The sequence below is a fragment of the Halomonas sp. genome (genome assembly GCF_052095695.1).
Taxonomy (GTDB): domain Bacteria; phylum Pseudomonadota; class Gammaproteobacteria; order Pseudomonadales; family Halomonadaceae; genus Vreelandella.
In genome coordinates this window covers 1-24,573 of sequence record NZ_JBQDLQ010000054.1, presented here as the reverse complement: position 1 = coordinate 24,573, position 24,573 = coordinate 1, and the positions used below count along the sequence as shown (strand labels likewise).

The 24,573-nt window shown below is 54.0% G+C and carries 19 protein-coding genes; 9 read left to right on the top strand and 10 right to left on the bottom strand.

Annotated elements, in window-relative coordinates; all coding sequences use genetic code 11:
• The 4 genes from ACTH5D_RS11780 to ACTH5D_RS11765 all read left to right on the top strand — a co-directional run.
• The coding region (locus ACTH5D_RS11780; RefSeq protein WP_441671451.1) for an aldehyde dehydrogenase family protein at positions 1-671 on the top strand (671 nt) is incomplete at its 5' end.
• 9 nt (positions 672-680) lie between these two features.
• Positions 681-2,354 (top strand): choline dehydrogenase, encoded by a 1,674-nt coding sequence (gene betA / locus ACTH5D_RS11775; RefSeq protein WP_441671449.1) that lies wholly within the window; start codon positions 681-683, stop codon positions 2,352-2,354.
• A 230-nt stretch (positions 2,355-2,584) separates the two neighbouring features.
• Positions 2,585-5,071, top strand: coding sequence for an acyl-CoA dehydrogenase (locus ACTH5D_RS11770; RefSeq protein ID WP_441671447.1), 2,487 nt, complete (start codon positions 2,585-2,587; stop codon positions 5,069-5,071).
• Positions 5,072-5,304: 233 nt separating this feature from the next.
• Positions 5,305-6,948, top strand: coding sequence for a glycerol-3-phosphate dehydrogenase/oxidase (locus tag ACTH5D_RS11765; RefSeq protein WP_441671445.1), 1,644 nt, complete (start codon positions 5,305-5,307; stop codon positions 6,946-6,948).
• 76 nt (positions 6,949-7,024) lie between these two features.
• On the opposite strand, the gene ACTH5D_RS11760 is transcribed toward ACTH5D_RS11765, so the two are convergent.
• From ACTH5D_RS11760 to ACTH5D_RS11745, 4 genes are all read right to left on the bottom strand, one after another.
• Positions 7,025-7,249: a hypothetical protein gene (locus ACTH5D_RS11760; RefSeq protein ID WP_180096060.1), complete on the bottom strand. Its 225-nt coding sequence runs from the start codon at positions 7,247-7,249 to the stop codon at positions 7,025-7,027.
• A 334-nt stretch (positions 7,250-7,583) separates the two neighbouring features.
• The gene (locus tag ACTH5D_RS11755; protein ID WP_441671443.1) at positions 7,584-8,348 is read right to left on the bottom strand and encodes a DeoR/GlpR family transcriptional regulator; all 765 of its coding nucleotides are present in this window, start codon (positions 8,346-8,348) and stop codon (positions 7,584-7,586) included.
• Between the two features lie 125 nt (positions 8,349-8,473).
• Positions 8,474-10,354, bottom strand: a complete 1,881-nt coding sequence (locus ACTH5D_RS11750) for an SLC13 family permease (protein ID WP_441671441.1) — start codon at positions 10,352-10,354, stop codon at positions 8,474-8,476.
• 255 nt (positions 10,355-10,609) lie between these two features.
• Positions 10,610-11,587, bottom strand: a complete 978-nt coding sequence (locus tag ACTH5D_RS11745; RefSeq protein ID WP_441671439.1) for an NADPH:quinone reductase — start codon at positions 11,585-11,587, stop codon at positions 10,610-10,612.
• A 235-nt stretch (positions 11,588-11,822) separates the two neighbouring features.
• Here ACTH5D_RS11745 and ACTH5D_RS11740 point away from each other — a divergent pair, with 235 nt between their 5' ends.
• Complete coding sequence (locus ACTH5D_RS11740; RefSeq protein ID WP_441671437.1) at positions 11,823-12,578, top strand: glycerophosphodiester phosphodiesterase family protein; 756 nt, start codon at positions 11,823-11,825, stop codon at positions 12,576-12,578.
• A gap of 120 nt (positions 12,579-12,698) precedes the next feature.
• Positions 12,699-13,919 (top strand): benzoate/H(+) symporter BenE family transporter, encoded by a 1,221-nt coding sequence (locus tag ACTH5D_RS11735; protein ID WP_441671435.1) that lies wholly within the window; start codon positions 12,699-12,701, stop codon positions 13,917-13,919.
• A 41-nt stretch (positions 13,920-13,960) separates the two neighbouring features.
• On the opposite strand, the gene ACTH5D_RS11730 is transcribed toward ACTH5D_RS11735, so the two are convergent.
• Positions 13,961-14,395, bottom strand: a complete 435-nt coding sequence (locus tag ACTH5D_RS11730) for a hypothetical protein (protein WP_441671433.1) — start codon at positions 14,393-14,395, stop codon at positions 13,961-13,963.
• 255 nt (positions 14,396-14,650) lie between these two features.
• Between ACTH5D_RS11730 and ACTH5D_RS11725 the strand changes: the two genes are divergently transcribed.
• Positions 14,651-16,369, top strand: coding sequence for a proline--tRNA ligase (locus tag ACTH5D_RS11725; RefSeq protein WP_441671431.1), 1,719 nt, complete (start codon positions 14,651-14,653; stop codon positions 16,367-16,369).
• A gap of 25 nt (positions 16,370-16,394) precedes the next feature.
• On the opposite strand, the gene ACTH5D_RS11720 is transcribed toward ACTH5D_RS11725, so the two are convergent.
• From ACTH5D_RS11720 to ACTH5D_RS11710, 3 genes are all read right to left on the bottom strand, one after another.
• Positions 16,395-17,612 (bottom strand): PqqD family protein, encoded by a 1,218-nt coding sequence (locus ACTH5D_RS11720; protein ID WP_441671429.1) that lies wholly within the window; start codon positions 17,610-17,612, stop codon positions 16,395-16,397.
• Positions 17,613-17,620: 8 nt separating this feature from the next.
• Positions 17,621-18,001: a hypothetical protein gene (locus tag ACTH5D_RS11715; protein WP_441671427.1), complete on the bottom strand. Its 381-nt coding sequence runs from the start codon at positions 17,999-18,001 to the stop codon at positions 17,621-17,623.
• A gap of 144 nt (positions 18,002-18,145) precedes the next feature.
• Complete coding sequence (locus ACTH5D_RS11710; protein WP_441671425.1) at positions 18,146-18,664, bottom strand: FKBP-type peptidyl-prolyl cis-trans isomerase; 519 nt, start codon at positions 18,662-18,664, stop codon at positions 18,146-18,148.
• Positions 18,665-18,761: 97 nt separating this feature from the next.
• On the opposite strand from ACTH5D_RS11710, the gene ACTH5D_RS11705 reads away from it, so the two are divergent.
• The gene (locus tag ACTH5D_RS11705) at positions 18,762-20,129 is read left to right on the top strand and encodes an AmpG family muropeptide MFS transporter (protein ID WP_441671423.1); all 1,368 of its coding nucleotides are present in this window, start codon (positions 18,762-18,764) and stop codon (positions 20,127-20,129) included.
• Positions 20,130-20,191: 62 nt separating this feature from the next.
• Here ACTH5D_RS11705 and ACTH5D_RS11700 read toward each other — a convergent pair whose 3' ends face one another.
• Positions 20,192-22,009, bottom strand: a complete 1,818-nt coding sequence (locus ACTH5D_RS11700) for an SEC-C metal-binding domain-containing protein (protein WP_441671421.1) — start codon at positions 22,007-22,009, stop codon at positions 20,192-20,194.
• Positions 22,010-22,117: 108 nt separating this feature from the next.
• On the bottom strand, positions 22,118-23,359 hold the full coding sequence (locus tag ACTH5D_RS11695) for an ABC1 kinase family protein (protein ID WP_441671419.1): 1,242 nt from the start codon (positions 23,357-23,359) through the stop codon (positions 22,118-22,120).
• Between the two features lie 212 nt (positions 23,360-23,571).
• Between ACTH5D_RS11695 and ACTH5D_RS11690 the strand changes: the two genes are divergently transcribed.
• On the top strand, positions 23,572-24,573 hold a 1,002-nt coding region (locus ACTH5D_RS11690), incomplete at its 3' end, for a DNA topoisomerase (protein ID WP_441671417.1).

Genomic DNA, 24,573 nt, shown 5'->3' with positions numbered 1-24,573 from the left:
ACCGCGCTGCCGACGCCGCGATGATGGCCAACTTCTACTCCAGCGGGCAAATCTGCACTAACGGCACGCGGGTATTTGTCGATCGCAGCGTAAAAGACGCCTTTGAAGCCAAACTCGTCGAGCGCGTTAAGCGCATTAAGGCGGGGGATCCTATGGATCCTAGCGTCAACTTTGGCCCGCTGGTCAGCTTCGAGCATCAAGAGAAAGTGCTTTCCTATATCGCTCTGGGCAAAGCGCAAGGTGCTCGCCTGCTCGTAGGCGGTGACGACTGGAGCACTGGCAGCTTTGCAGATGGCGCTTGGGCTGCACCCACCGTGTTCACCGACTGCACCGACGATATGCGTATCGTGCGTGAAGAGATCTTCGGCCCGGTAATGTCAGTGTTGGTTTTTGATGATGAAAATGAAGTTATTCGCCGTGCCAATGACACCACGTATGGACTTGCCGCCGGTGTCTTTAGCGAAAGCCTAAATCGTGCCCACCGCGTGATTCACCAGTTGGAAGCCGGTATTTGCTGGATTAACACTTGGGGTGAGTCACCCTCCGAGATGCCGGTAGGCGGCTATAAAGAGTCGGGCATTGGTCGCGAGAACGGCATTGAGACGCTAAATCACTATACCCAAACCAAGTCCGTACAGATCGAAATGGGCCCGTTTGAGTCAGTGTTTTAAGGAATTATTATGTCTCAGCCACGTGAATTTGATTACATCATTATCGGCGCAGGCTCCGCGGGCAACGTGCTGGCTACTCGCCTGACAGAAGACAGCAACGTCAGTGTGCTGCTACTGGAAGCGGGCGGCCCAGATTATCGCCTCGACTTCCGCACCCAAATGCCTGCGGCCCTGGCATTCCCACTGCAGGGCAAACGCTATAACTGGGCATTCGAAACCGATCCCGAACCGCATATGGATGGTCGCCGCATGGAGTGTGGCCGAGGCAAAGGTCTGGGCGGCTCTTCGCTGATTAACGGTATGTGCTATATCCGCGGCAACGCCCTCGACTACGACAACTGGGCCAAACAGCCCGGTCTTGAAGATTGGGACTACCTCAGCTGCCTTCCCTACTTCAAAAAATGCGAAACCCGCGACACCGGCGCTAATAGCTACCACGGTGGCGAAGGCCCGGTCAGCGTGACCACGCCAAAAGCAGATAACAACCCGCTCTATCGCACCTTTATTGAAGCTGGTAAGCAGGCAGGCTACCCGGAAACCGAAGACGTAAACGGCTACCAGCAAGAGGGCTTTGGCCCCATGGACCGTTTTGTGACGCCGAAGGGCCGCCGCGCGTCCACTGCCCGTGGCTACCTAGACACCGCCAAAATACGCCAAAACTTAACCATTGAAACTCACGCGGTTACTGACGTTATTGAGTTTAAAGGTAAGCGCGCCATTGGCGTTCGTTATGAACACAAAGGCGAAAAGCAGCAGGCCTACGCACGCCGTGAAGTTCTTCTATGCGGGGGCGCTATCGCCTCGCCGCAGATTTTGCAGCGCTCAGGCATCGGCAATCCGGAACTGCTGAAAGAGCTTAATATCGAGACGGTTCACGCCTTGCCCGGCGTAGGTGAAAATCTCCAGGATCATCTGGAAATGTACATTCAATACGAGTGCAAAGAACCGATCTCGCTCTATCCAGCGCTGAAGTGGTACAACCAGCCCAAGATTGGAGCCGAATGGCTTTTCAATGGTACCGGCGTTGGCGCCAGCAACCAGTTTGAATCCTGTGGATTTATCCGCAGCCGCGATGAAGAAGAGTGGCCGAATCTTCAGTACCACTTCCTGCCCATTGCCATCAGCTACAACGGCAAAAGCGCGGTTCAGGCCCACGGCTTCCAGGCCCACGTTGGCTCTATGCGCTCAGAAAGCCGTGGCCGCATTCGCTTAACGTCGAAAGACCCCCACGCGGCGCCGAGCATTTTGTTCAACTACATGGCTAAAGAGAATGACTGGCAAGAGTTTCGTGACGCCATTCGCCTCACTCGATACATCATCGCCCAACCTGCGTTTGAGAAGTACCGCGGCCGTGAAATAGCCCCTGGCTCTGATGCTCAATCAAATACTGAACTCGATGCGTTCGTTAAAGAACACGCCGAAACGGCTTACCACCCCTGTGGCAGCTGCAAAATGGGTAGCGATGACATGGCTGTCACCGATGGCCAGGGCCGTGTCCATGGCATTGAAGGCTTGCGCGTGGTCGATGCGTCACTTTTCCCAGTGATCCCCACTGGCAATCTAAACGCCCCAACTATTATGCTGGCGGAAAAAATCGCTGACCGTATAAAAGGTAACGCACCGCTGCCTCGTGCCAGCGTTGACTACTATGTAGCAAATGGCGCACCCGCCCAGCATGTCTAAACATAAGCGCCCCTGAACATATACTCCCTTTATCACTCAAAACGTCATGGCTTATTGCCATGGCGTTTTTTTATGCTGTGTATGGCTATAATGGCCTTACCCTACCTAAATACTTGCACCAAACGGCACCCATCTGCCAATATTCAAACAGGCGTTCGACCCACTATTGTATTGCCTTTTTACTAACAACAGCAGGCTGAAATAAAAGGCCTGAAACAGAGAGAGAGTCTATGCTCACCTTACTCCTTATCGTGCTCGCCATCGCAGGTCTGCTCGTGGTTATGCGCCGTGAAGCTGGCGCTCCCGCGGCGCTGGCCGTGCTTGCCGTTTTGGGCCTCGTTGGCCTGCTGTTTGACGCAACAGTGATCGGCCTGCTGCTGCTTATTGCCGCTGCAGCGGTTGCCGCCGCTGGCCTTCCCGCCCTGCGCAGCCAATGGCTAACGCCGCGCCTATTTAGCATGTTTAAAAAGGTGGCACCGAAAGTATCAGCGACAGAACGCACGGCTTTAGAAGCTGGCAGCGTTTCCTGGGATGGCGAATTATTTTCAGGCAAGCCTCAGTGGAACAAACTGCTGGCCTTTAAAGACGACGGACTGCGCGACGATGAGAAAGCCTTTCTAGCCAACCAGTGCGCAACAGCGGCGGGGATGTGCAATGCCTGGGATATCGCCCATGAGCGCGCCGACCTGCCCCAGCAACTGTGGGACTACCTGAAAAAAGAAGGCTTCTTCGGCATGATTATTCCGAAGGAGTACGGCGGACTTGGCTTCTCCGCGAAAGCCCAGTCGATGGTGCTGCAAAAACTCTCTGCCAATGAAACGCTAATGGTCACCGTGGGCGTACCCAACTCACTCGGCCCCGGTGAACTGCTGCTTAAATACGGCACCCAAGAGCAAAAAGATCACTATCTTCCGCGCTTATCCGACGGCCGTGAAATCCCTTGCTTTGGCCTCACCGGCCCTCGCGCGGGCTCGGACGCCACGTCCCTTCCCGACACCGGCATCGTCTGCAAACAGACCATCGATGGCGAAGAGGTACTGGGTCTGCGACTTAACTTCGAAAAGCGCTGGATCACCCTCGCCCCCATCGCCACCGTTGTGGGCTTGGCCTTCCGCTTGTTTGATCCAGAGAAACTGCTGGGTGACGAAGAAGATCGCGGCATAACCCTGGCTCTGATTCCTCGCGACACCACCGGTATGGACATAGGCCGTCGCCATCACCCTATCGGCAGCCCGTTTATGAACGGCCCGATTGTGGGTAACGATGTCTTTGTACCGCTGGACACCATCATCGGTGGCCAGGACATGATCGGCCAAGGCTGGCGCATGCTGGTAGAGTGCTTATCTATTGGCCGCTGCATCACGCTCCCTTCAGGCGCTACCGGCACTGCGCGCTATGCGCTGGGTTGGAGCGGCGGTTTCACCCGTGTTCGTCGTCAGTTCAACGTGCCGGTGGCAGAAATGGAAGGCGTGCAAGAGCCGCTCGCTCGCATGGCCGCGATGGCCTACATTTCCCAGGCCACCGTGTACCAAACCGCGAACATGATTGACCACGGCGAAAAACCCGCGGTGCCTTCAGCGATTCTGAAAAGTCAGCTCACCGAGTTTCAGCGTGTTCTGCTCAGCGATGCTATGGATGTACATGGTGGTAAAGCGGTGACGCTTGGCCCGCGCAACTATTTGGGCATCGGCTACAGCGCAAACCCGGTGGCGATCACCGTGGAAGGCGCCAACATCATGACCCGCAACCTGATGATCTTTGGTCAGGGCGCTATTCGCTGTCACCCGTATGTACTGGATGAACTGGCCGCTAAAGATGCAAACGATATTCAGGCATTTGATAAAGCCTTCTTTAGCCACGCAGGGCTTATTTTCGGCAACGCAGCCCGCGCCTTAACCCTCGGCTTTGGCCTGGGTAAAGCCAGCGTGCCTTTCGATGCTCCTGCCGCGATGTATGCTCAAGATGTAGCGCGTCTCTCTGCGGGCTTCGGGCTATGTGCCGATGCCGCGATGGCAAGCTTAGGCTCAGCTCTTAAAAAGCGCGAGATGCTGTCTGCACGCCTGGGCGATGTGCTTTCGAATCTTTATCTTACGTCAATGGTGCTCAAGCAGTGGCAAGCTGGCAGTAAGGTAGAAGGCGAAGAAGCGCTATTGCACTATAGCTGCCGCTTTTTACTCCAGCGTGCCGAGCAAGCCCTTGTGGAGGTTTTCGATAACCTCCCCAATCGTATCCTGGGTAAAACGCTCAATGCCCTGGTCATGCCGGCCGGCCGTCGCTGGAATAAGCCCCACGACGATCTCGCCCGCGACATCGCCAAGCGCGTTTCCACCCACAGCGCTCTGCGCACAAAGCTGTTGGATAACACTTGGGACGCGGATGACGGTGAACAGCGCAACCCGCTAGCACGCTATAACGCCCTGCTGGTTGACTATGACCGCGCCGAGGTACTCTATCGCACGGTGAATAAAGCCTATTCGAAAGGTGAGATACCGCAAACGGCGCTTCACCCGGAAGCTCGTATTGAGGCCGGTTTGGAAAAAGGCCTCATCAGTGAAGACGATGCCATCTTCATGCGCACCTTTGAAGCGGAAGTGTTGGAAATGCTCACCGTTGATGACTTCGACTACGATGCCTTTGCCAAGAACAAATCCACGTTAATTGATCATAACGGCCAATCCTCGCCAGCACCTCAGCAGGAAGAAGCCGGCATTAAATAACGCTTTTTGCTCTGCTCGCCTTCAACCGGCCCCTGATAATAAGGGGCCGTTTTTTTTGCGCCCACGTTATCTACCTACCGGGCAGGCGATAAGGCGATGCTAGCCTAATGCGTCCAAAAGAACATTGAATGTTCGAAAATGATCACCTATAGTTTCGTTAGTGAAAAAACAATAAACCTCCTACTGCTCACACCATGACGGTAAGCGAGTTTTTTATGTTAACGGGGCCCGCCATGACACTGCGAAATCGAAACACTGAAAAGTTACCTACCGATATTTTTGACGCGCTCATTATCGGTGGCGGTATTAATGGCGCGGCCACGGCAGCGGCACTGGCCGGAAAAGGCGCTAAAGTTGCCTTGATTGACCGTGGCGATTTCGCTGGCAGCACCAGCATGCACTCCTCCAACCTAGTGTGGGGAGGTATTAAATACATGGAAAGCAACGACTTTTCACTGGTTCGAAAGTTGTGCAAAAGCCGCAATCATTTGATTAAGAGCTACCCTTCCACGGTGCAGGAAATCCGCTTCCTAACCACTATTTCAAAAGGTTTTCGCCACTCACCGCGTTACCTATGGGCGGGTACCTGGCTTTACTGGCTAATGGGTAATGGCTTTACCAAATTGCCACGACTGCTCTCATCGAAAAAGATCAAACACGAAGAGCCCATCATCAACACGCAGAACGCGGTCGGTGGTTTTGAATACTCCGATGCTTATCTTCACGATAATGATGCGCGGTTTGTGTTTAATTTTATGCGCCACGCGCTCAACTATGGCGCGGTTGCCGCAAACTACGTTGAGTCACTCGGTGCCGAGCGCGAGGGTGATTTATGGGTCACTAAAGCGCGTAACGTAATGGATGGCAGTACCTTTGATATTCGCGCCAAGGTACTGATTAACGCGGCAGGCCCCTGGGTAGATCAACATAATGAGCTAACACGTCAAAAAACGACGCACCACCATCTTTATTCCAAAGGTATTCACCTTATCGTCCCGCAGTTAACCGATTCCCAGCGCGTGCTGGCGTTTTTTGCTGACGACGGGCGGCTCTTTTTTGTCATTCCCATGGGTAATCGTACCTGCATCGGCACCACCGATACGCATATGGAGCACCCGGAGGTTGACGTTACCGCTGACGATATCGCCTTTGTGTTGGAAAATATCAACAAGCGTTTAACGTTAGACAAACCGCTTAGCCAAGACGACATTATCTCGACACGCTGCGGAGTGCGACCGTTAGCGATTAAAGGTGATCAAGGCAGTGACCGTGATTTCTTGCAGCTTTCGCGTAAGCACGTGATCGATACCAATGACGACAGCGCCCATATCAGTATCTTTGGCGGCAAACTCACCGACTGTTTAAACGTTGGTGATGAAATTGCCGAGGTAATGACGCGCTTGGGAATAACGCTATCCGCGCCTGATTTTAAATGGTACGGCGAGCCAGCAGATGCCGTGAAACAGCAATTTATGGATCAGGCCAAGCGCATGAACTTAGATGCGATGACCGCAGCTACTTCATCAGAGCCTCTCTCGACGCGCCTCTGGCGACGCTACGCTGACCAAGCCGTTCAGATGCTAGCCAAAATTCAAGCGGACCCTGCTCAAGCTGACATCTTAATTGAAGGCACCGAATATATTCGATGCGAGTTAGAGCACGCCCGCGACCATGAAATGATCACCCAGCTTGAAGATTTTCTACGTCGTCGCGCCAAAGTCTCGCTTGTCGTACCCCATGAACAGCTGCGCCAATCCAGTGGCTTAAAAGAGGCCTGCCGCGTGTTATTTGGCGACGATGCTGAAGAGCGCTTCAATAGCTATTTTGAACTGCACCGGGATACCTCACGGCCAGCGGTGCCCGCGGCTGACGCTTAAGCTTTTAGCCGCTACAAAAAAGCCCCCTTACGTAAGAAGGGGGCTAATTGTTGCTTACCGGTTAAAACCTCGCGCCCTACTCTTCGTCTTCAATGCGCAGCTGAGAATCGCCAGAAAGCACTTCATCCCAGGCCTCTTCCAGCGTGCAGCCTGAACGGCTATCTACAGTGTCGATCACCTCAACCGCGTGCTGCAATGACTCACGATTGCCCTTTAACGCCACGACCAGCCTAGCGAGATCTTGCTTGCTGAAAGAGCTGGCGATGCTATCGGCTTGTTGGCTAAGTTCGATGCAGTTCATTAGTAATACCTCATGGTATGGTCATCCGCTGCCCGTCCGTTAATCGGTTACCAAGCAGCCATCCTATTGAGAAAGAAGGGTGACATTGCTACTCATGCTAGACCGGATAAGTGTCCAGTTCGGTAATGGCGAGAGGGTCACAAGCGTTACACGACCTTCGCCTTTAGCACTGGGTAATCATAAAGCGCTATGATTCTGTAGCAGGGATCAGTTCAGTGGCTCGGGATAACGAAACACTCGCCTCATCCATGAATTCACTATGGGTCACGGCAACAAAGCGAACAATGCATCATTGGCCGCAGGCGCCGTTGTAACCCAACTACATCAATGCCGATTAAGCGCTGGCGATGTGCAGCGCAACATCATGCTGGGTGAGCAAACGCTGAATCGCCTCTGGAGGCTTACGATCGGTAAATAATGCGTCCAACTGCTCCAAATTACCCTGGCGAACTACAGGGTTGCGGTGGAATTTTGAATAGTCTGCTGCCAAATAGATACGCCGTGAATTCGCGATAATGGCCTGAGCAACGCGGACCTCCTGATAATCAAACTCCAGCAGCGAGCCATCCTCATCGATACCGCTGATACCGATAATGCCGTAGTCCACCTTAAACTGATTGATAAAGTCGATCGTGGCTTCGCCAATGATACCGCCATCGCGAGAACGCACCTGGCCACCGGCAATAATGACGGTAAAATCCTCTTTATGCTGCAAGATGGCAGCGACATTAAGATTATTAGTAATAATTTCCAACCCCTGGTGCTCTAGCAACGCCTGAGCCACCATCTCATTACTAGTGCCGATATTAATAAACAGTGACGAATGATTAGGAATATTGTGAGCTAAGCAGCAGGCGATGCGTTCTTTCTCTTCCAAGTGCAGCGTCTTACGGGTGCTATAGGCAGTATTGACCGTACTGGACTCGACCCCTACGCCACCATGGACGCGCCGAACCCTGCCTTCATCAGCCAACGTGTTTAAATCGCGACGAATGGTTTGCGGCGTCACCGAAAAATGGGCGGTGAGTTGTTCAATGCTCATATAGCCGTGCTGCCGAACTAGCTCGACAATGGCATCCTGACGAAATTGTTGATTCATAAGCCCGGCCTGTTCGATTTTTATTGGTATCAGAGCGTAGTAGGTTAGCAAAATTTTCGAAACCTAATAACTATCATCCACCATTCACTCCATATCTATTAACAAGCCGAGTAGTGACAAGCCTTCTAAAGCGGCCATGCCAGCATAATGAGCGGTATAGAAACGGCTAACACTACGATTGAAAGCGGCAGCCCTAGTTTCCAATAGTCACTGAAGCGATACCCGCCTGGCCCCATTACTAACGTATTCGACTGATGCCCAATCGGGGTCAAAAACGCACAGGATGCGCTGATGGCGACAACCATCAAGAACGGATCAAGTGAGACGTTAAAGCCATTCGCTAAGCTGACCGCAATCGGTGCCATCAGCAAAGCAGCAGCTGCATTGTTCACCACATTTGAAAGCAGCATGGTTAGCAGAAACAGCCCAATCATCGTAATCACCACTGGCCAATCGCTGCCAAATCGCAGCAGCGCGCTGGCCACTAAGTCCGCGCCGCCACTGGTTTCTAATGCTTCGCCAACAGGAATCATCGCCGCTAGCAGTACAATCACAGGGCCATCAATTGCCTGATACCCCTCGCGTAACGGCAGTACGCCTATCAGTAGTGAAATGAGCGCTGCGGTGCTCATGGCGACGGCGGCAGGCAATAAATCAAACAGCATGGCCACAATGGCTAACGTAAAAATGGCAATCGACAGAGCCAATTTACGCGGCTGGCCTAAATGTAGCTCACGCTTAGCAAGCGGGAGGCAGCCTAATGAGGCCAGGCTTTCAGAAATTTCATTTTCACTGCCGTGCAGCAGCAGTACGTCACCGTTTTTAAAACGAATATCGCGCAAACGCTGCTTCAAACGCCCGCCATCCCGGGCAACGGCCACTAGGTGCAGCCCAAACTGATGATTTAAACGCAGCTGCCGAACGCTGCGATTAATCATCATCGAATCATTGCGCACTACCGCTTCGATTAACTGTAGCCCCTCGGTATTGACCGGCACGGCCTCTTTCGCTGGCTGTTTCTTTTTGGCGGATTCATCGTCAGGATGCTCGGATGCATCCGGCTCTGCTTCAGCGTCCCCTTCCAACTCGGCAATCGCACTAAGCCCTACTTTATCTTCAAGCATTTGGAGCTCATCGGGCCCTGCCTCTAACAGCAGAATGTCGCCCTCCTCCAAAGCGCCGTGAAAGTTATAGCCTGCACGCCGATCATCATCACGCACCACTGCCAGCACAGGGATCGTTTCGTCCAGCTCGTCGCGCAGTTGCTGCAGCGTTAAACCTTTGGCTTTTGATCCCTCTGCTACTTTTAATTCGACCAGATAGTTAGCGGTATCAAACATTTCCTCTGTGGAGGCTTGCCCGCTGCGCTTTGGCGTCAGGCGCCATCCAATTAACACAATAAAAGCCAGCCCCGCCAACGCGACAGCGATACCCACGGGTGAGAAGCTAAACATGCTAAACGCCTCGCCCGTCACTTCACGCCGATAGCTGGAAATAATGATATTAGGTGGCGTACCGATCAGCGTAGTCAGGCCACCAAGCAATGACCCAAATGCCAGCGGCATCAACAGTAAAGAAGGAGAGGTATTGTGTTCACGGGCTAGCCGCATAGCCACCGGAAGCAGCAGCGCCAAGGCACCCACATTATTCATAATGCCGGACAGCAATGTGACGGTGCCGACCAACACCAACAGTTGGAGAAGCAGATTTTCACCAACTTTAAGCACTTGATTTGAAATAACATCGACCACACCAGAGCGCTCAAACCCCCGGCTGAGTACCAGCACAGCCGCGACGGTGATCACCGCGGGATGGCCAAAACCAGCGAAGGCGCCTTCAGCGGGTACCAGGCCCAGCATCACAGACCCTAATAGTGCTGCTATCGCGACTAAATCATAGCGAAACCGGCCCCATATAAAAGCAGCCAGCGTTAGTCCAAGTACGATAAACACTAGCGTACTTGGTGCAAGCGTAAACCAATCAAGACCTAGGTTCTCAGCCGGCATCCTTTTCATACTCCCTGGCCACCCCTCCACAGGGGCAGCATACGATTGATCCGCACCACGCTCTTCACATGGCCATTCTTTACGCACATTAGACGTTTACCATACATCCGTATAGCCCTTGAAATAGCCTTTCCAATCGCGATTACTAAAGGACTGCCGCTACTCGGGCGCATTTTTTGCCCATAAATATCCCTACCACCCAAAAAGCCCGGCACTGCCGAGCTTTTGGGAATTTTGTTAGAGGGTTAAGTCTTGTTACGGCAGTAGGATCGTTGAGCCGGTGGTTTTGCGGCTCTGTAGCGCATCCTGTGCGTTACCGGCCTCGGCTAAGGGATAGCGATTGGCAATATCAATCGTAATTTTACCGCTTGCAAGCATAGTGAAGAAATCCTCGCACATTGCTTCCAAACGCTCTCGCGTGTCCGCATAGCCGTTAAGGCTGGGACGAGTGACAAACAGCGCCCCTTTCTGATTCAAAATAGCAATATTCACGCCATCAACCGGGCCGGAAGAGTTGCCAAAACTAACCATCAGAGCACGGGGCTTTAAACAATCTAACGATGTTTCCCACATATCTTTGCCCACAGAATCGTAGACCACGTCGCACATTTCACCATTGGTTAGCTCACGTACGCGCTCAACAACGCTCTCTTCGCTGTAATTAATCGTCGCCCAGGCACCGTTCGCCATCGCGAGATCTGCTTTTTCTTGCGAGCTAACCGTACCGATCAGCTTGACGCCTAACGCTTTCGCCCATTGGCAGGCAATTGAACCAACGCCGCCGGCGGCCGCATGGAATAAAATAGTTTCGCCGCCTTTCAACGCATAGGTTTGACGAAGCAAATACTGCACAGTCAGGCCCTTAAGCATACTGGCCGCCGCCGTCTCAAAATCAACCGAGTCGGGCAGTTTGATGACCTTTGCCGCCGGCAGTGTGTGCAGCTGAGCATAGGCGCCTAGCGGGCCTTGCGCATAGGCGACGCGATCACCGATGCTTAAGTGTGTGACGCCTTCACCAACGGCATCGACAACGCCCGCGCCTTCGGTACCTAGCCCTGATGGCATAGAAGGCGCTGGATAAAGGCCGGTACGAAAATAAATATCGATAAAGTTAAGGCCGATCGCTTTATTGGCAATGCGCACTTCACCTTGACCTGGTTCAGCAGAATCTACATTGACCAGTTCAAGCACGTCGGAGGCGCCGGTACGTGTAAATTGGATACGCTTAGACATTAGATCGTCCTTATTGATTGTTAAGTTTAGTCACTATTCAATCGGTTGATAACAGATAGCTGATGAATAGCAGACATGTGGCTGATACGGCTATCGAAGCGTGTTGCGCCCTATAAATCAAGCTCACATGCTAGCGCATTTGAATACGTGACTGCACCTGAACACTGAAACGCTGCTGTCATGCACCCATGCTAGACTCAACACATATCTATGGTCGAAGGCTTAGGGACTTGTCATGACGCACCCCGCAATTCAACTGCCCACGCTGATTGCTCACCGGGGCTATTCAGCCGCGGCCCCTGAAAACACCTTGGCGGCAGTGCGCGCCGCCTATCAGGCCGGGATCGACTGGGTAGAGTTAGATGTGCAGCTCCTCGGTGACGGCACGCCGGTGATTTGGCACGATGCTGACGTAGCGCGCTGCTCGAATAGCCGCGGAACACTTGCGTCGATGGACTGGGCTAATGCCCAAGCTTTAGATGTTGGCAGCTGGTTTGGCGATGCCTTTTCGGGCGAAAAAATGGTCAGCTTAGAGACGATGCTAGCGCTGCTTAACGAGCTAGACATGGGCGTCAATATGGAGATTAAGGTCAATAAAGGCCGTGATCCCATCGCACTGGTTGAGCGCACCCTGCCGGTAATGCTCGATACGCTGCCGTCCGAGCGGCTAATTATTTCTTCCTTTGATAGCCGCGCGCTTGTCCACTGCCGTCAGTTTGCGAACAGCGACCGACTAGCCCTGGGCGTGCTGCTCGGCAGCGTGCCTAAAATATGGCGCCCCCAGTGCGAGGCTATTGAGGCCTTCAGCGTGCACCCCGATTGGCCACGCTTAAAGCGTACCCAAGCCGAAGCCATACTGCGCGATGGCTACCAGCTACTCTGCTACACCGCCAATGACCCAAGCGCCTTTCATAGCCGATGGGCATGGGGCATTAACAGCGTTATCACCGATGAGCCGGCCGCATTCAAACGCTTTTTAGATAGCCATTAACGTCGAGTGTCATTCATGACAGAGGCGCCAGACAAGCTAGTGCCTAGACGCACAGTGCGCTGTAACGCACAATGCGGTGCTATTTGACGACTTATGTTGGCGCGCTTCGTGGGAGGCCTCATGCAGGAAACATCAGACGACCCTTCATCCCAGCCCCCAGCGCGGCAGTATTCGCTATGGCGCGATATGAGTGTCTCAAGCGTTACCGCGGGTTTTGTCGCCGTTACTATTGGCTATACCAGCTCAGCGGCGATTATTTTCCAAGCGGCTGCCGCTGCAGGCGCATCACCGGCACAAATCAGCTCTTGGCTATGGGCGCTAGGCCTTGGCATGGGGGCGACCTCACTGGGTCTATCATTACGCTATCGCATGCCGTTGCTCACCGCATGGTCCACCCCCGGCGCGGCCTTCCTAGCGACGAGCTTACCTGGCATTCCCATGCAAGAGGCTATGGGCGCCTTTCTATTTTCAGCGCTGTTAATTACCGTGTGCGGCGTGACGGGGATGTTTGAGCGCTTAATGCGATACATACCCAGTGCAATTGCCTCGGCCATGCTGGCAGGCATTCTGCTTCGCTTTGGATTAGATCTTTTCGTGATCATGGAACGCGAGTGGTTGATACCGCTGGTAATGCTCGCTGCCTGGGTCGCAGGACGACGTTTATGGCCATCACTGGCAGTACCTGGCGTCTTGATAACGGGCTTGGCTATCGCCGCCTTGCAAGGGCAAATCAGCCTGCACGATGTTCCGCTTTCACCTTCAATGCCCGTCTTTACAGCGCCTACATTTACTCTTTCTACGCTCATTGGCATTGGCATACCGCTGTTTGTCATCACCATGGCCACACAAAACTTGCCGGGTGTCGCGGTGCTGCGCGCGGCAGGCTACCACCCCAACAGCTCGCCACTGATTGGCTGGACAGGGGCTACTACGCTGCTATTAGCGCCATTTGGCGCCTTTGCACTGAATATGGCGGCCATTAGCGCAGCGGTGTGCCTGGGCCCTGATGCTCATGAGAATCCACATCGGCGCTATACAGCAGGCGTTGCAGCCGGTGTTTTCTACATCATTTTAGGTATTTTTGGTGCCACCGTTACGGGTGTCTTTAACGCACTGCCTTCGGCTCTTGTAATAGCCTTAGCAGGCATTGCCCTGCTGGGTACTTTAGGCGGTGGCCTAGCTAATGCGTTTTATGATTCCAAGCAGCGTGATGCAGCTATCGTGACGTTTTTACTGACCGGTTCGGGTATTACCCTACTGGGAATTGGCGGCGCATTTTGGGGGTTGGTGGCGGGCTTAATGGTGTTAACAATAACCACAAAAAAACCCAGCGCGGCATGAAGTCAGCGCTGGGCTTTTAAAGTCAACTAAACACCGCTCAACTACATTGCTGACAGCTTTTCATCATCCAGCACGCCTGACATACGAACCATCGCCAAGGCTTCATCCAGGCTGCCCATTTCTTCAATCATTACCAGCTCATTTTCCAAGCTCACCGGCTTGCCGGCGGTCTCCGAGAGCAGCTTCTCTAGTGAGGCTACGTCCATAGCGTCGTCTAAATGGCGAACATCAACTGACGCGCTATTGCGGCCCGGCAGATAGATGGTGCCATTAGAGAAATCCACGGCGTAAGCAATCACCCCAGGGACGATAAAAAACAATAGCCCGACGCTGTTGGCGATAGCAATAACCGGATCAATATCGCCGCTTAGCTGGCCTTTTCGCTCAGGATGAAAAATCGTACCACAACCACTTAGTGCCACTACAGAAGCTCCAACGACGGCTCCCGTCAACCAGCGACGCACTACATGATGCATGAAAGCTCCCTCAAGTAATAAGAATAACGGTCGACGGTGTAGGATATTGTGACTTGACGTCTTATTGCCAATGACCGCACCGTAAACCAAAGCAGTTTAGCACAATCTATCAAAAGCATAGGGCGCTGGTGAGAAGTAGGATTTTGCCGCTTTAACGACTAGGCCGTACAATGTCACCATCCAACGCTAACGGGGCTATAACGCCCTACCACTAAGCCCTAATGTTTAAGTACACGTAAAGGAATGCTCACGCCCATGCGCGCCAGCCAATTACTGATTGCCACGTTAAAAGAAACACCGGCCGATGCCGAAGTCATTAGCCACCAGTTAATGTTACGCGCCGGGATGATTCGCCGCTTAACGTCGGGCCTGTATACATGGCTGCCGCTTGGCCTTCGCACGCTACGAAAAGTAGAAGCCATTGTGCGTGAAGAAATGAACCGCGTAGGCGCTCAAGAAGTATTAATGCCCGCCGTGCAACCCGCTGAGCTTTGGCAGGAATCAGGCCGTTGGGAGCAGTATGGCCCTGAGCTTTTACGTGTGAAAGATCGTCACGACCGTGACTACTGCGTGGGCCCCACCCACGAAGAAGTTATTACCGACCTGGTGCGCAAAGAAATTGCCAGCTACAAACAGCTGCCGGTCAACTTCTACCAAATTCAAACCAAGTTTCGTGACGAAATTCGCCCTCGCTTTGGGGTGATGCGCTCGCGTGAGTTCATCATGAAAGACGCTTATTCTTTCCACCTTGATGAAGACTCATTGAAACAGACCTATCAAGACATGTACGACGCTTACACGCGTATCTTCACGCGCTTAGGGCTTAATTTCCGCCCTGTGATCGCGGATAATGGCTCCATTGGTGGTTCCGGCTCACACGAATTCCACGTCTTAGCAGACTCCGGCGAAGACGATATCGTGTTCTCTAACGCGTCAGACTACGCCGCCAACATAGAGAAAGCCGAGGCATTGCCCGCGCCAGTTGGAAGCCAAGCCGCTCGTTCCGAGCCTAGCGAAGAGCTGCGCCTGGTCGAGACGCCAGATGCTAAAACGATCGCAGCCTTAGTTGAGCAGTTTGATCTGCCCATTGAGAAAACGATTAAAACGCTAATGGTGCAAGCAGCCGAGGGTGGGCTGATCGCGCTGCTGATACGCGGTGATCACACGTTAAACGAAGTTAAAGCCGAAAATCTTCCCCAGGTAGCTGCCCCGCTCACCATGGCTACAGAAGAAAAGATTCGCGCGCTTGTTGGGGCTGGCCCAGGCTCACTTGGCCCCGTAGGCCTTGAGATGCCGATCATTATTGATCGAAGCGTCGCCCTTATGAGCGACTTTGGCGCAGGCGCCAACGTGGATGGCAAACACTACTTCGGCATTAACTGGGAACGCGATGTCGCCTTACCCGACGTTGCCGACCTGCGCAACGTGGTCGAAGGAGACCCCTCCCCAGACGGCCAAGGCACGCTGTCTATCAAGCGCGGCATTGAAGTAGGCCACGTTTTCCAGCTGGGGCAAAAATACTCACAGGCTATGAACGCCCACGTACTGGGCGACAATGGTAAAACCAGCCACCCGTGGATGGGTTGCTACGGCATCGGCGTAACGCGCGTGGTCGCGGCGGCCATTGAGCAAAATCACGACGAATCCGGCATTATCTGGCCCAACGCGCTTGCACCGTTCCACGTCGCGTTGGTGCCGATGAATGCACACAAATCTCAGCGTGTGCGCGAAGAGTCTGAACGGCTATACCAAGCACTGAGCGCAGCGGGTTTAGACGTATTGCTGGATGACCGCGACACTCGCCCAGGGGTTAAATTTGCCGACCTAGAACTGATGGGCGTTCCCCATCGCTTAGTGATTGGGGATCGTGGCTTAGACAACGGCGAACTGGAATATAAAGGCCGCCGAGACAGCGAAGCAACCATGGTGCCTGCAGACCAAATCATTGACTTTCTGCGTGAAAAAGCAAGCTAGAGCATAAGTGAAAGCCACTGCGCGGCTAACGGCGCGGTGGCTCTTCAATCAAACCCGCTGCTAAAAACTGCCCCAGCAGCTCGGCGATATCGTTGCGGACTTGCTCAAGCGAGACCGGCATAAAAAAGGCCACCAGCGTTTGGCTCAGCTCCTCCATAGTAAGCGCCTCATGTTGCAATAGCGCCCACACCGCCCGGCTCGTCACGTTCATTCTGTGAATGGCCCCACCCTCTTCGACGATCACAAATAGCTCATCGCCCAGCGGATATTCATACGCAGCTTGGCAAGCCTGCCAACAGCGCTGATCGTTTCGATCCAACGCAGCAACCTCAGTTGTAGGCAGGTCTTGTGACACTAGCGCATCGTTTGATGGCCGCGCATTCATGACTTTTCCTAGTTCACGGCCCACGAACTCGGCGGCTTGAAAAGCGTCCGAGTAACGCAATAGGAAACAAGGGATATGCTTCATCAAGGACCAAAACTTAGCGACGAGTACTTGATCTGAAAGCGTGTCAGCGAAATTCTGCTTTAACAGTTGCCAGAGCCCCTCGCCGTGCTGAAGCGCGGTTAGCTGCGGGGAACTAACACTATCATCACGATCAATCAGTATAATCGCGCCAACCGGGCACTTTTCGCCATGGCCGGCTAACAGCGTTTCATCCAGTGCGACATAGCCATAGCGGTCATCGCTTGGCCCCTGATGATTATTGATAAAGTGCCGAAACTCTTCGTCCAAAGAAGCGGGAAGCGGCAAACGAAGCCTGGGCGCAACGCCCAGCGACAGGCCCTCACCTTCAGGTGTTAATGCCACCACATCATCGCCAAACACGCGATAACCGGCCGTCGCGAAAGCGGCCGTAAGCGTGCTCTTGCCTGCACGATGCGAGTCAGGAAAAATCACGAGCTGATCATTTACTTGCGCTGCCCCACAGTGCAGGCCAATGTAATCAGGATGGCGATGTAAAAATGCCCCGGCTAAATCAGCAATAACGCTGCATGCAGCGCTGACGGGCGTATCCAGCCACATACCTTTTGGCAGCGCTGGTGCCTGCTGCCAAAAGCCATCTTCTTGCTGCCAAACACAAATCTCCGGGGCCGCCGACTGAGGCGGACACTCACTTAACGGCCACCCTGGCATCGCCGCCTGTAGCACCGGAATAAGTGGCTGCGCCCCCACCAGTCGAAGATAAGGACCGATACCGGCTAACGCATAATCATTGGCAAGACAGTCTGCGGCTTTCATCACTCACCTCACCATAAATGCTTCAGTACACGACTAATACGCAGCTCGATCACACCGTCGCGTTCAAATCGTGAAAGCTCATCAGGACGTGACCTGTAGGCCCGCGACTCATAGCCACGGGATGATCCATGACGACGATTATCGTGCGAGTTGGCGTGGCGGTGTCGTGAATGGTTAGATCGAGAATGACGCGGCCTTGAATGGCTGGGTCTTGAGTAACTCGCTCTTGAGTAACTAGGCCGCGAACGATGGCCATGGGCCTGCGCTTGATCCATCGAAAGCAGCGTAGGCGCTACGTAAAGAGCCGCCGCACCTAAGCCTAAACTGGCTAGCACCTGACGGCGGGAACGACGCTGCTTTAATAAGGTAGGCTCTTCGATTTGGCTCATCTCTTTTCTCCGCAGTTATCGAACACTGTTTGATTTCTGCATTAACTTTAACCAACGCGTCGCCAGAGTGCCACTCAGCCAAGCCTTTTCCCTATTGTTTGCTCATTGTTACAAATGCTGGCTTATCATTAAGCTAGGTAAAACTTATAGCACCTTTCGATCTTCGACTTTATTATGCTCGGTGCCAGGCGCAAGCGGATGCCCTTTAGCTAGCTCAGCGCGCGTTGCTTCACGCACTTCAAGAATATTGACCTGATAGTTAAGCGTGCGCCCCGCCAGAGGATGATTAGTATCGATAGTGACTCGATCACCATTAATGGCTAATACGGTCACAATTTGTGGCCCCGCTTCACCTTCGGTTTGAAAGTTGGCACCGGGAACTAGTTCCGCGCCGCCAAACGAGCCTCGGCTGACGTCTCGAATCAATGCCTCATTGCGCACACCGTAGGCATCAGCGGGCAACAGCTGGATACTTAACTCAGCGCCAACCACTTTCCCCACTAGCGCGTTTTCTAGGCCAGGGACAATATTATCGTGACCGTGAAGGTACTCAAGCGGCTTATTGCGCGCGTTGGAATCATCCAATATTCGCTGACTGCCATCGCTGAGAACATCTCTAAGGACATAGTGCAACGTCACAACCTGATGCGCCTTAATCGACATTGAAAACTCCTCTCCGGTAAGCTGTCGGCTTTATGATGAATGACAGCCCCAGTTTATCACTTGGTCGTTGCCAACGTCTTTCCAGGAGTAGCGTTTAATGCCCAGCCTTTTTCCCCAGCGCAGTTGGCTTGCAGCGCTGGCTATTTATTGTCGTGCGTCCGTTATTACCATGCTTTTTTTGGGGTTTTCAGCAGGCCTGCCTTTTCTATTAGTGTTCTCAACGCTTTCAGCCTGGCTGCGCAGCGACGGCGTTGAAGTGGCGGCCATAGGCTTTTTTGCCTGGATAGGCATGCTCTACTCGATAAAATTTTTTTGGGCGCCGGTGGTCGATCGGCTGGCATTGCCGCTACTCACTCGCGCATTCGGCCAACGGCGCGGCTGGATTCTCTTGGCACAAAGTTTAATTGCAGCGGGCTTAATTGGGCTGGCGGGTCTAAGCCCAATTGGCAACTTGGGCTGGGTAGCTGTTTTTGCGCTGCTGGTCGCCTTTGGCTCCGCCACGCAAGATATTGCCATCGATGCCTATCGCATTGAGTCTGCCGAGGACGATGTCCAGGCAGCCATGGCATCCACCTATATTGTTGGCTATCGCGGCGGGCTACTTGCCGCCGGTGCTGGGGCGCTCTACATTGCCGCATCAGCTTCATGGAGCATGGCCTATCTAACCATGGCAGCGCTAATGAGCATTGGCGTACTCACCGTATTACTGCGCCCGGAGCCAAAACGAACAGCGCTCTCCATTCAGTTAATTCATGAGCCTAAAGTACGGGCATTTATTCGTTCAAGCCGCGGAAAACCCAAGGTTCTACGCCGTCTTGGTGCCTGGAGCATTGGCGCATTGGTATGCCCGTTCACTGATTTTTTTAGACGCTACGGGGTGAAGGCACTGTGGATTTTAGTCTTTATTGCAGTGTTTAGAATCAGCGATTTGGCCATGGCTTCGATGGCTAACCCACTCTATATAGATTTAGGGTTTTCACTGGCCACCATTGCCAATGTTACCAACATATTTGGCATTGGAATGAGTATCGCCGGCGGGGTTTTAGGTGGCCTGCTGGTAGCGCGCTATGGCATCGGCCCATTGCTTATTATCGGCGCAGGGTTAGTAATGGTCACCAACTTGCTGTTTGTCGTGCTTGCAATCGTAGGTAATCAGTTGCCCATGCTGGTGGTTACGATCATTGGCGATAACCTTGCCAACGGGCTAGCTAGCGCCGTGTTTATTGCTTTTCTCTCAAGCCTTACGTCGAGGGCCTACACCGCAACACAGTACGCGCTGTTCTCGTCGCTAATGACACTACCCGGTAAATTCTTAAGTGGTTTTGGCGGGCTGGTCGTCACGGCGCAGGGGTATCCGAGCTTTTTTGTGATCGCGACCCTGCTGGGAATACCCGCTATCGTCTTAGCCATTTGGATCAGCCGAGATAAACAACTGGTGCCCAGCCCTAAACCATACGCTCATTAAACCCAATGATATCTAACCAGAAGACCTTCACTAGCCTAATGAGCGCAAGTTATGCGAAGCGCCTAGCGGTGGGCTTCTAACCAGTCCAACGCCCCAGAGGTAGTACGCCACTGATCGCGCATCAAGGTACGGTACTGCCATGCTTCCGCGCGAGAGCCGGGGTCAACCTGGCCATCCGCATGGGGCATAGAGGGGCGCGGGCTTTCAGCGCAAATAAGCTCTAAGGCATGGCGATTATGGCCAACCACATCGCTAAGCGCAGTCTCTGCCGCTTCAAGATGTTGTAACCGATAGAGGGCGAGGGTTTTACCCATTAACAGCCCCAGCACTAACGAGCCGTCATCATCATTCTCTTCGGCTAAGGCCAGCGCTTCTTCGTTGCGATCATCACGCAGCAGTTGATCAAGCACCAACTCACGCAGCCCAAGGCTATCTTCTTGATCGATAAGCAGCAGCTCTTCTGCTAGTTCGCGAGAGTGCTGGCGCGCCCCACGTTCCATGCCAACCACCAACGCTAGCCCGGTGCGCAGCAACAGCGCATTATTCGCATCATCCCAGCACAGATTACCGTCACCCGCGGCACGGGCCTGCTCAAGCCAGCGTGAAAGGCGCAGTGCCAACGGCTCTAGCAGGGTTGGCGCCATCCAGGGCAGGCTACCAAATCGGCTGGTCAATGCCAGGGTCAGGTCCTGCACCACTTGCGGCGCGTCCAGCCATTCCGGGTGTGCACATAGCGCCGACATCCACTCAACCGCATTACCCCAGGGGTCATCGCGAAAGCCTAGTGCTACATCTTCATCCACCAGCACTTGAAACTGCTCATGCCAAGCGGCAAACAGCGTCGACTCTCGGGCACTTGAGTGGTAAAGCAATCGCCCGCTTTCCGAGTCCGTTTGAATATCGATTTTGGGAGCGGTGGGCAGTGCGGCAAGCAACGCCTGCAGCGCGACCAGCGGCGTGGCCAAATCTTCTTCTGCGCTCAGGAGCTGGTCAGCGAGCGTCGCGCCGGGGTTTTCCGCCAGTGCGGCTAAAAACTCCAGCTGATCTTCATCTAGCTCGCCTTGACGAACTAACCGCCGGTACCAGAAATTAGCCCGTTCCTTAGCTTCCTGTTCATGCCCCTCATGAAGCAGCAGCATGGCCTCAATGTAAGCCAGCGTGGGCGAATCAGGCAGCGCCTGCTGAGCTTTGACAAAAGCGCCACGAGCGCTGTCCAAATCGTCGTTATCAAGATGCATTAAGCACAAACGTTCAAGCGCCACGCCGCGTAAAAATAACGGCCCGCGCTCCATCACTTCATCGAGCAAATCGGCACGTTTGCGGGTAAAGCCGCGCTCTTGATAAATATCCAACAGGATTTCGAAGGCAGGCTCAGCCTGCTCGGGTAGACGTGACCAATCGCTACCGTCAAAGAGCGATTCAAGGATTTGCATTGCGCGGCCGGTCTGGCCACTTTCCGCAGCGATGAGGCCAGCTTCCAACAGCGCCTGAGCGGGCGCCTGCTGGCTATCCAGCGCGGCTTTCAAGGTAGCGCCTTTCCATTCGCGCAGCGACAGCATCCACATCATCTGCTCGGGAATGTCAGTAGGAAACTCAACCTGATAGCAGCACTGCTTAAATTTGCGACCGGAATCACACCAGCACAGCTCGTTGCGCCCAGGCGTGGCAAGCGGCTCGCTGCCAAAATCCAGCCGTTCTAACGGCGCCTGCGACCACAGCACCGGGGCCAGCGCCTGTGCCATAGCTACGTCGCCGTTAAAGGCGTCCGCGCCTTTGGCGCGCACCCAGGTCATGAAGTCCGGATAATGTTCTTGCTGCCTGATTGCCGAGAGTGCCCCGGAGGCAAATCCCAGCAGCTGATCGACCCATACCGCTAGCATTGCCGTCTCCACTGCGTTAAACGATGTCTATAGATAACGATGTCTAAAATGAAAGCGACATAGTTTATCACGAAGGCCGACTTCGCCGCAGTGGCAATCGTTTTATCGTCAATAGGCCCGCGCGATTAGCGGTAACGTCCGCGCATGCATGTCCAGTCGAGCGCCCAGCCGCACCAAATTCCAGTAGTGGCCGTTTAGCGCACGAGAAAGTAAAAGCGTCTCCGCAGGCGGTTGCAAGCGGTCCATGGCAGCCCACACTTTTGGAGTAAGCTCACGCAGGCGACGATGGACTCGCACATCGCTGAAATCCTGCTCGCCCGGCGAAAACAGTGGCGCAATGCACTCTGCAGACTCGCGGTACAGCGCTAACGGCGCCCCCTGCCCTTGGCGCCCGCCCATTTTCATTAATGCCTCATCCATCCCCATGGGGTCATGTTTGAGCGTGGCATCCAGCAGCCACATCATCGCCTTTATCTGCGCCTCAGGCACCGCGATGACCGCGCCTAAGTCATAAATCACCAGCCTGCCCTGGGCATCCACAGCAAAGTTGCCCGCGTGAGGGTCAGCGTGCAGCTCACCGAACGTAAATAGCTCTTGGGTAATCCAATCCGCCAACGTTTGAGCAACGCCCTGGCGCGTTGCGTCATCCGCCTCCGACAATTCACGCAGCGGCGTGCCATCAACAAAACGCATTGCCAATACGTGCTGGCCGGAGAGCGCTGGGAGTGGCTCGGGAATCATCAGGCGCGGGTCACCCTTATAGCGCTCACCGTAGCGAGCCAGCGCTTCAGCCTCGGCGTTGTAATCCAGCTCCTTGCGCAGGCTTTCGGCCAGCTCTTCAAATAGCGCATCCAAACGAGCCTGAGGGACTTTGAACCAGCGGCCCAGGCGCATGATGCGCCGCACCTGAATCAAATCACTTTCAAGCACCTCGGCAAGGCCAGGATATTGCACCTTGAGTACGATCGTCTCACCCTCGTGAGTGGTTGCGCGATGCACCTGCCCCATAGAGGCACTGGCGAAGGGGCGTTCCTCAATCTCACTGAAGTAGTGATCAATATCGCCATACTGAAGCACCAGCGCTTCACGAATGCGCGGCCAGGGCATTGGCTCGGCTTGACGCTGCAGGCGGGCAAGCTCTTCAGCTAGGTCTGGGGGCAGCAGGTCATCCCACTGAGACATGACCTGGGCGAGCTTCATGGCCGGCCCTTTTAACTCTGATAACCCCTCAAACAGCGCCTCGCCAAGGGCACGCCAATCCGCCTGCCCACCTAACCGCGTTTTTAACAGTGCGCCGCCGGTGCGTGCGCCCAAGCCCATCAAACGCTTCGTTCTGCCGTGTTCACGCATTCGCAGTTGCTCCCTTAACTTATCGCGCCACATCACGCATACACGTTGTACCGCATTACTTATTTAAAATAACTATACAAACAATATACAACCAGACAAAAATAGAAATATCTGGCATCACTATAGGTCCTGCATTGACACATCGCTCTAACTCGATCCGCCCGTCTGCTACCATGGGTACCATCATAGGATACGATGAAGGCTTCGCCGCTATGCGCCTGATAATTGCCGAAAAACCTAGCCTGGCCCAAGCCATTGCAGAAGCGCTACCCGGCTATAGCAAGCGTGAAGATGGCGCAATAGAGTGTGGTGATACCAAGGTCACTTGGTGCCTAGGGCATTTATTAGAGCAGGCTCCACCTGAAGCCTATGATGCGGCAGATAAACACTGGCGTTTAGACCGTTTACCGATTGTGCCCCAGCAATGGAAGCTGATGCCACGCCCCAAAGCGCGCGGGCAGTTGGCCGTTATTCGAAAGCTGATTAAGCAAGCAACAGACGTGGTGCATGCCGGCGATCCTGACCGAGAAGGCCAGCTCTTAGTGCAGGAAGTCATTGAGTACATGAAGTATCGCGGTCCTGTTCAGCGGCTGCTAATCAGTGATCTTAACAAGCCGGCGGTAAGTCGTGCGCTAGCTAAACTACACCCCAATATGGATTATCAACCGCTGTTTGAAGCGGCTCAGGCACGCTCTCGCGCTGACTGGCTATATGGCATTAACCTGACTCGCGCTTGGACGCTCACGGGCCGACAAGCGGGGCACGATGGCGTGCTTTCCGTGGGCCGGGTGCAAACTCCGGTGCTAGGCCTCATCGTGCATCGAGACAACGCAATTCGGGATTTCGTACCCCATCCGTTTTACCCTCTGTGGGTAGATCTGAAGGTTGCTCAAGGCCAGCTACGCGCCTGGTGGGCTCCTAAAGAGCACGAACCGTTAGATGATCAGGGCCGCTTAGTTGATCGTGCGCCTGCCGACGCTCTTGCGGCTCAGCTACCGGGGGCGTCTGGCCAACTGACCCAGCTCGATCAGCAAGAAAAACGCCAGGCACCGCCGCTGCCTTACTCACTTTCCGCTCTGCAGGTGGATGCTGCTCGACGCTATGGGCTTTCCGCACAGATGGTGCTGGATATTTGCCAGCGCCTTTATGAGCGCCACAAACTGATCACCTATCCGCGCTCCGACTGCCGCTATCTGCCCGAGGAGCACTTCGCC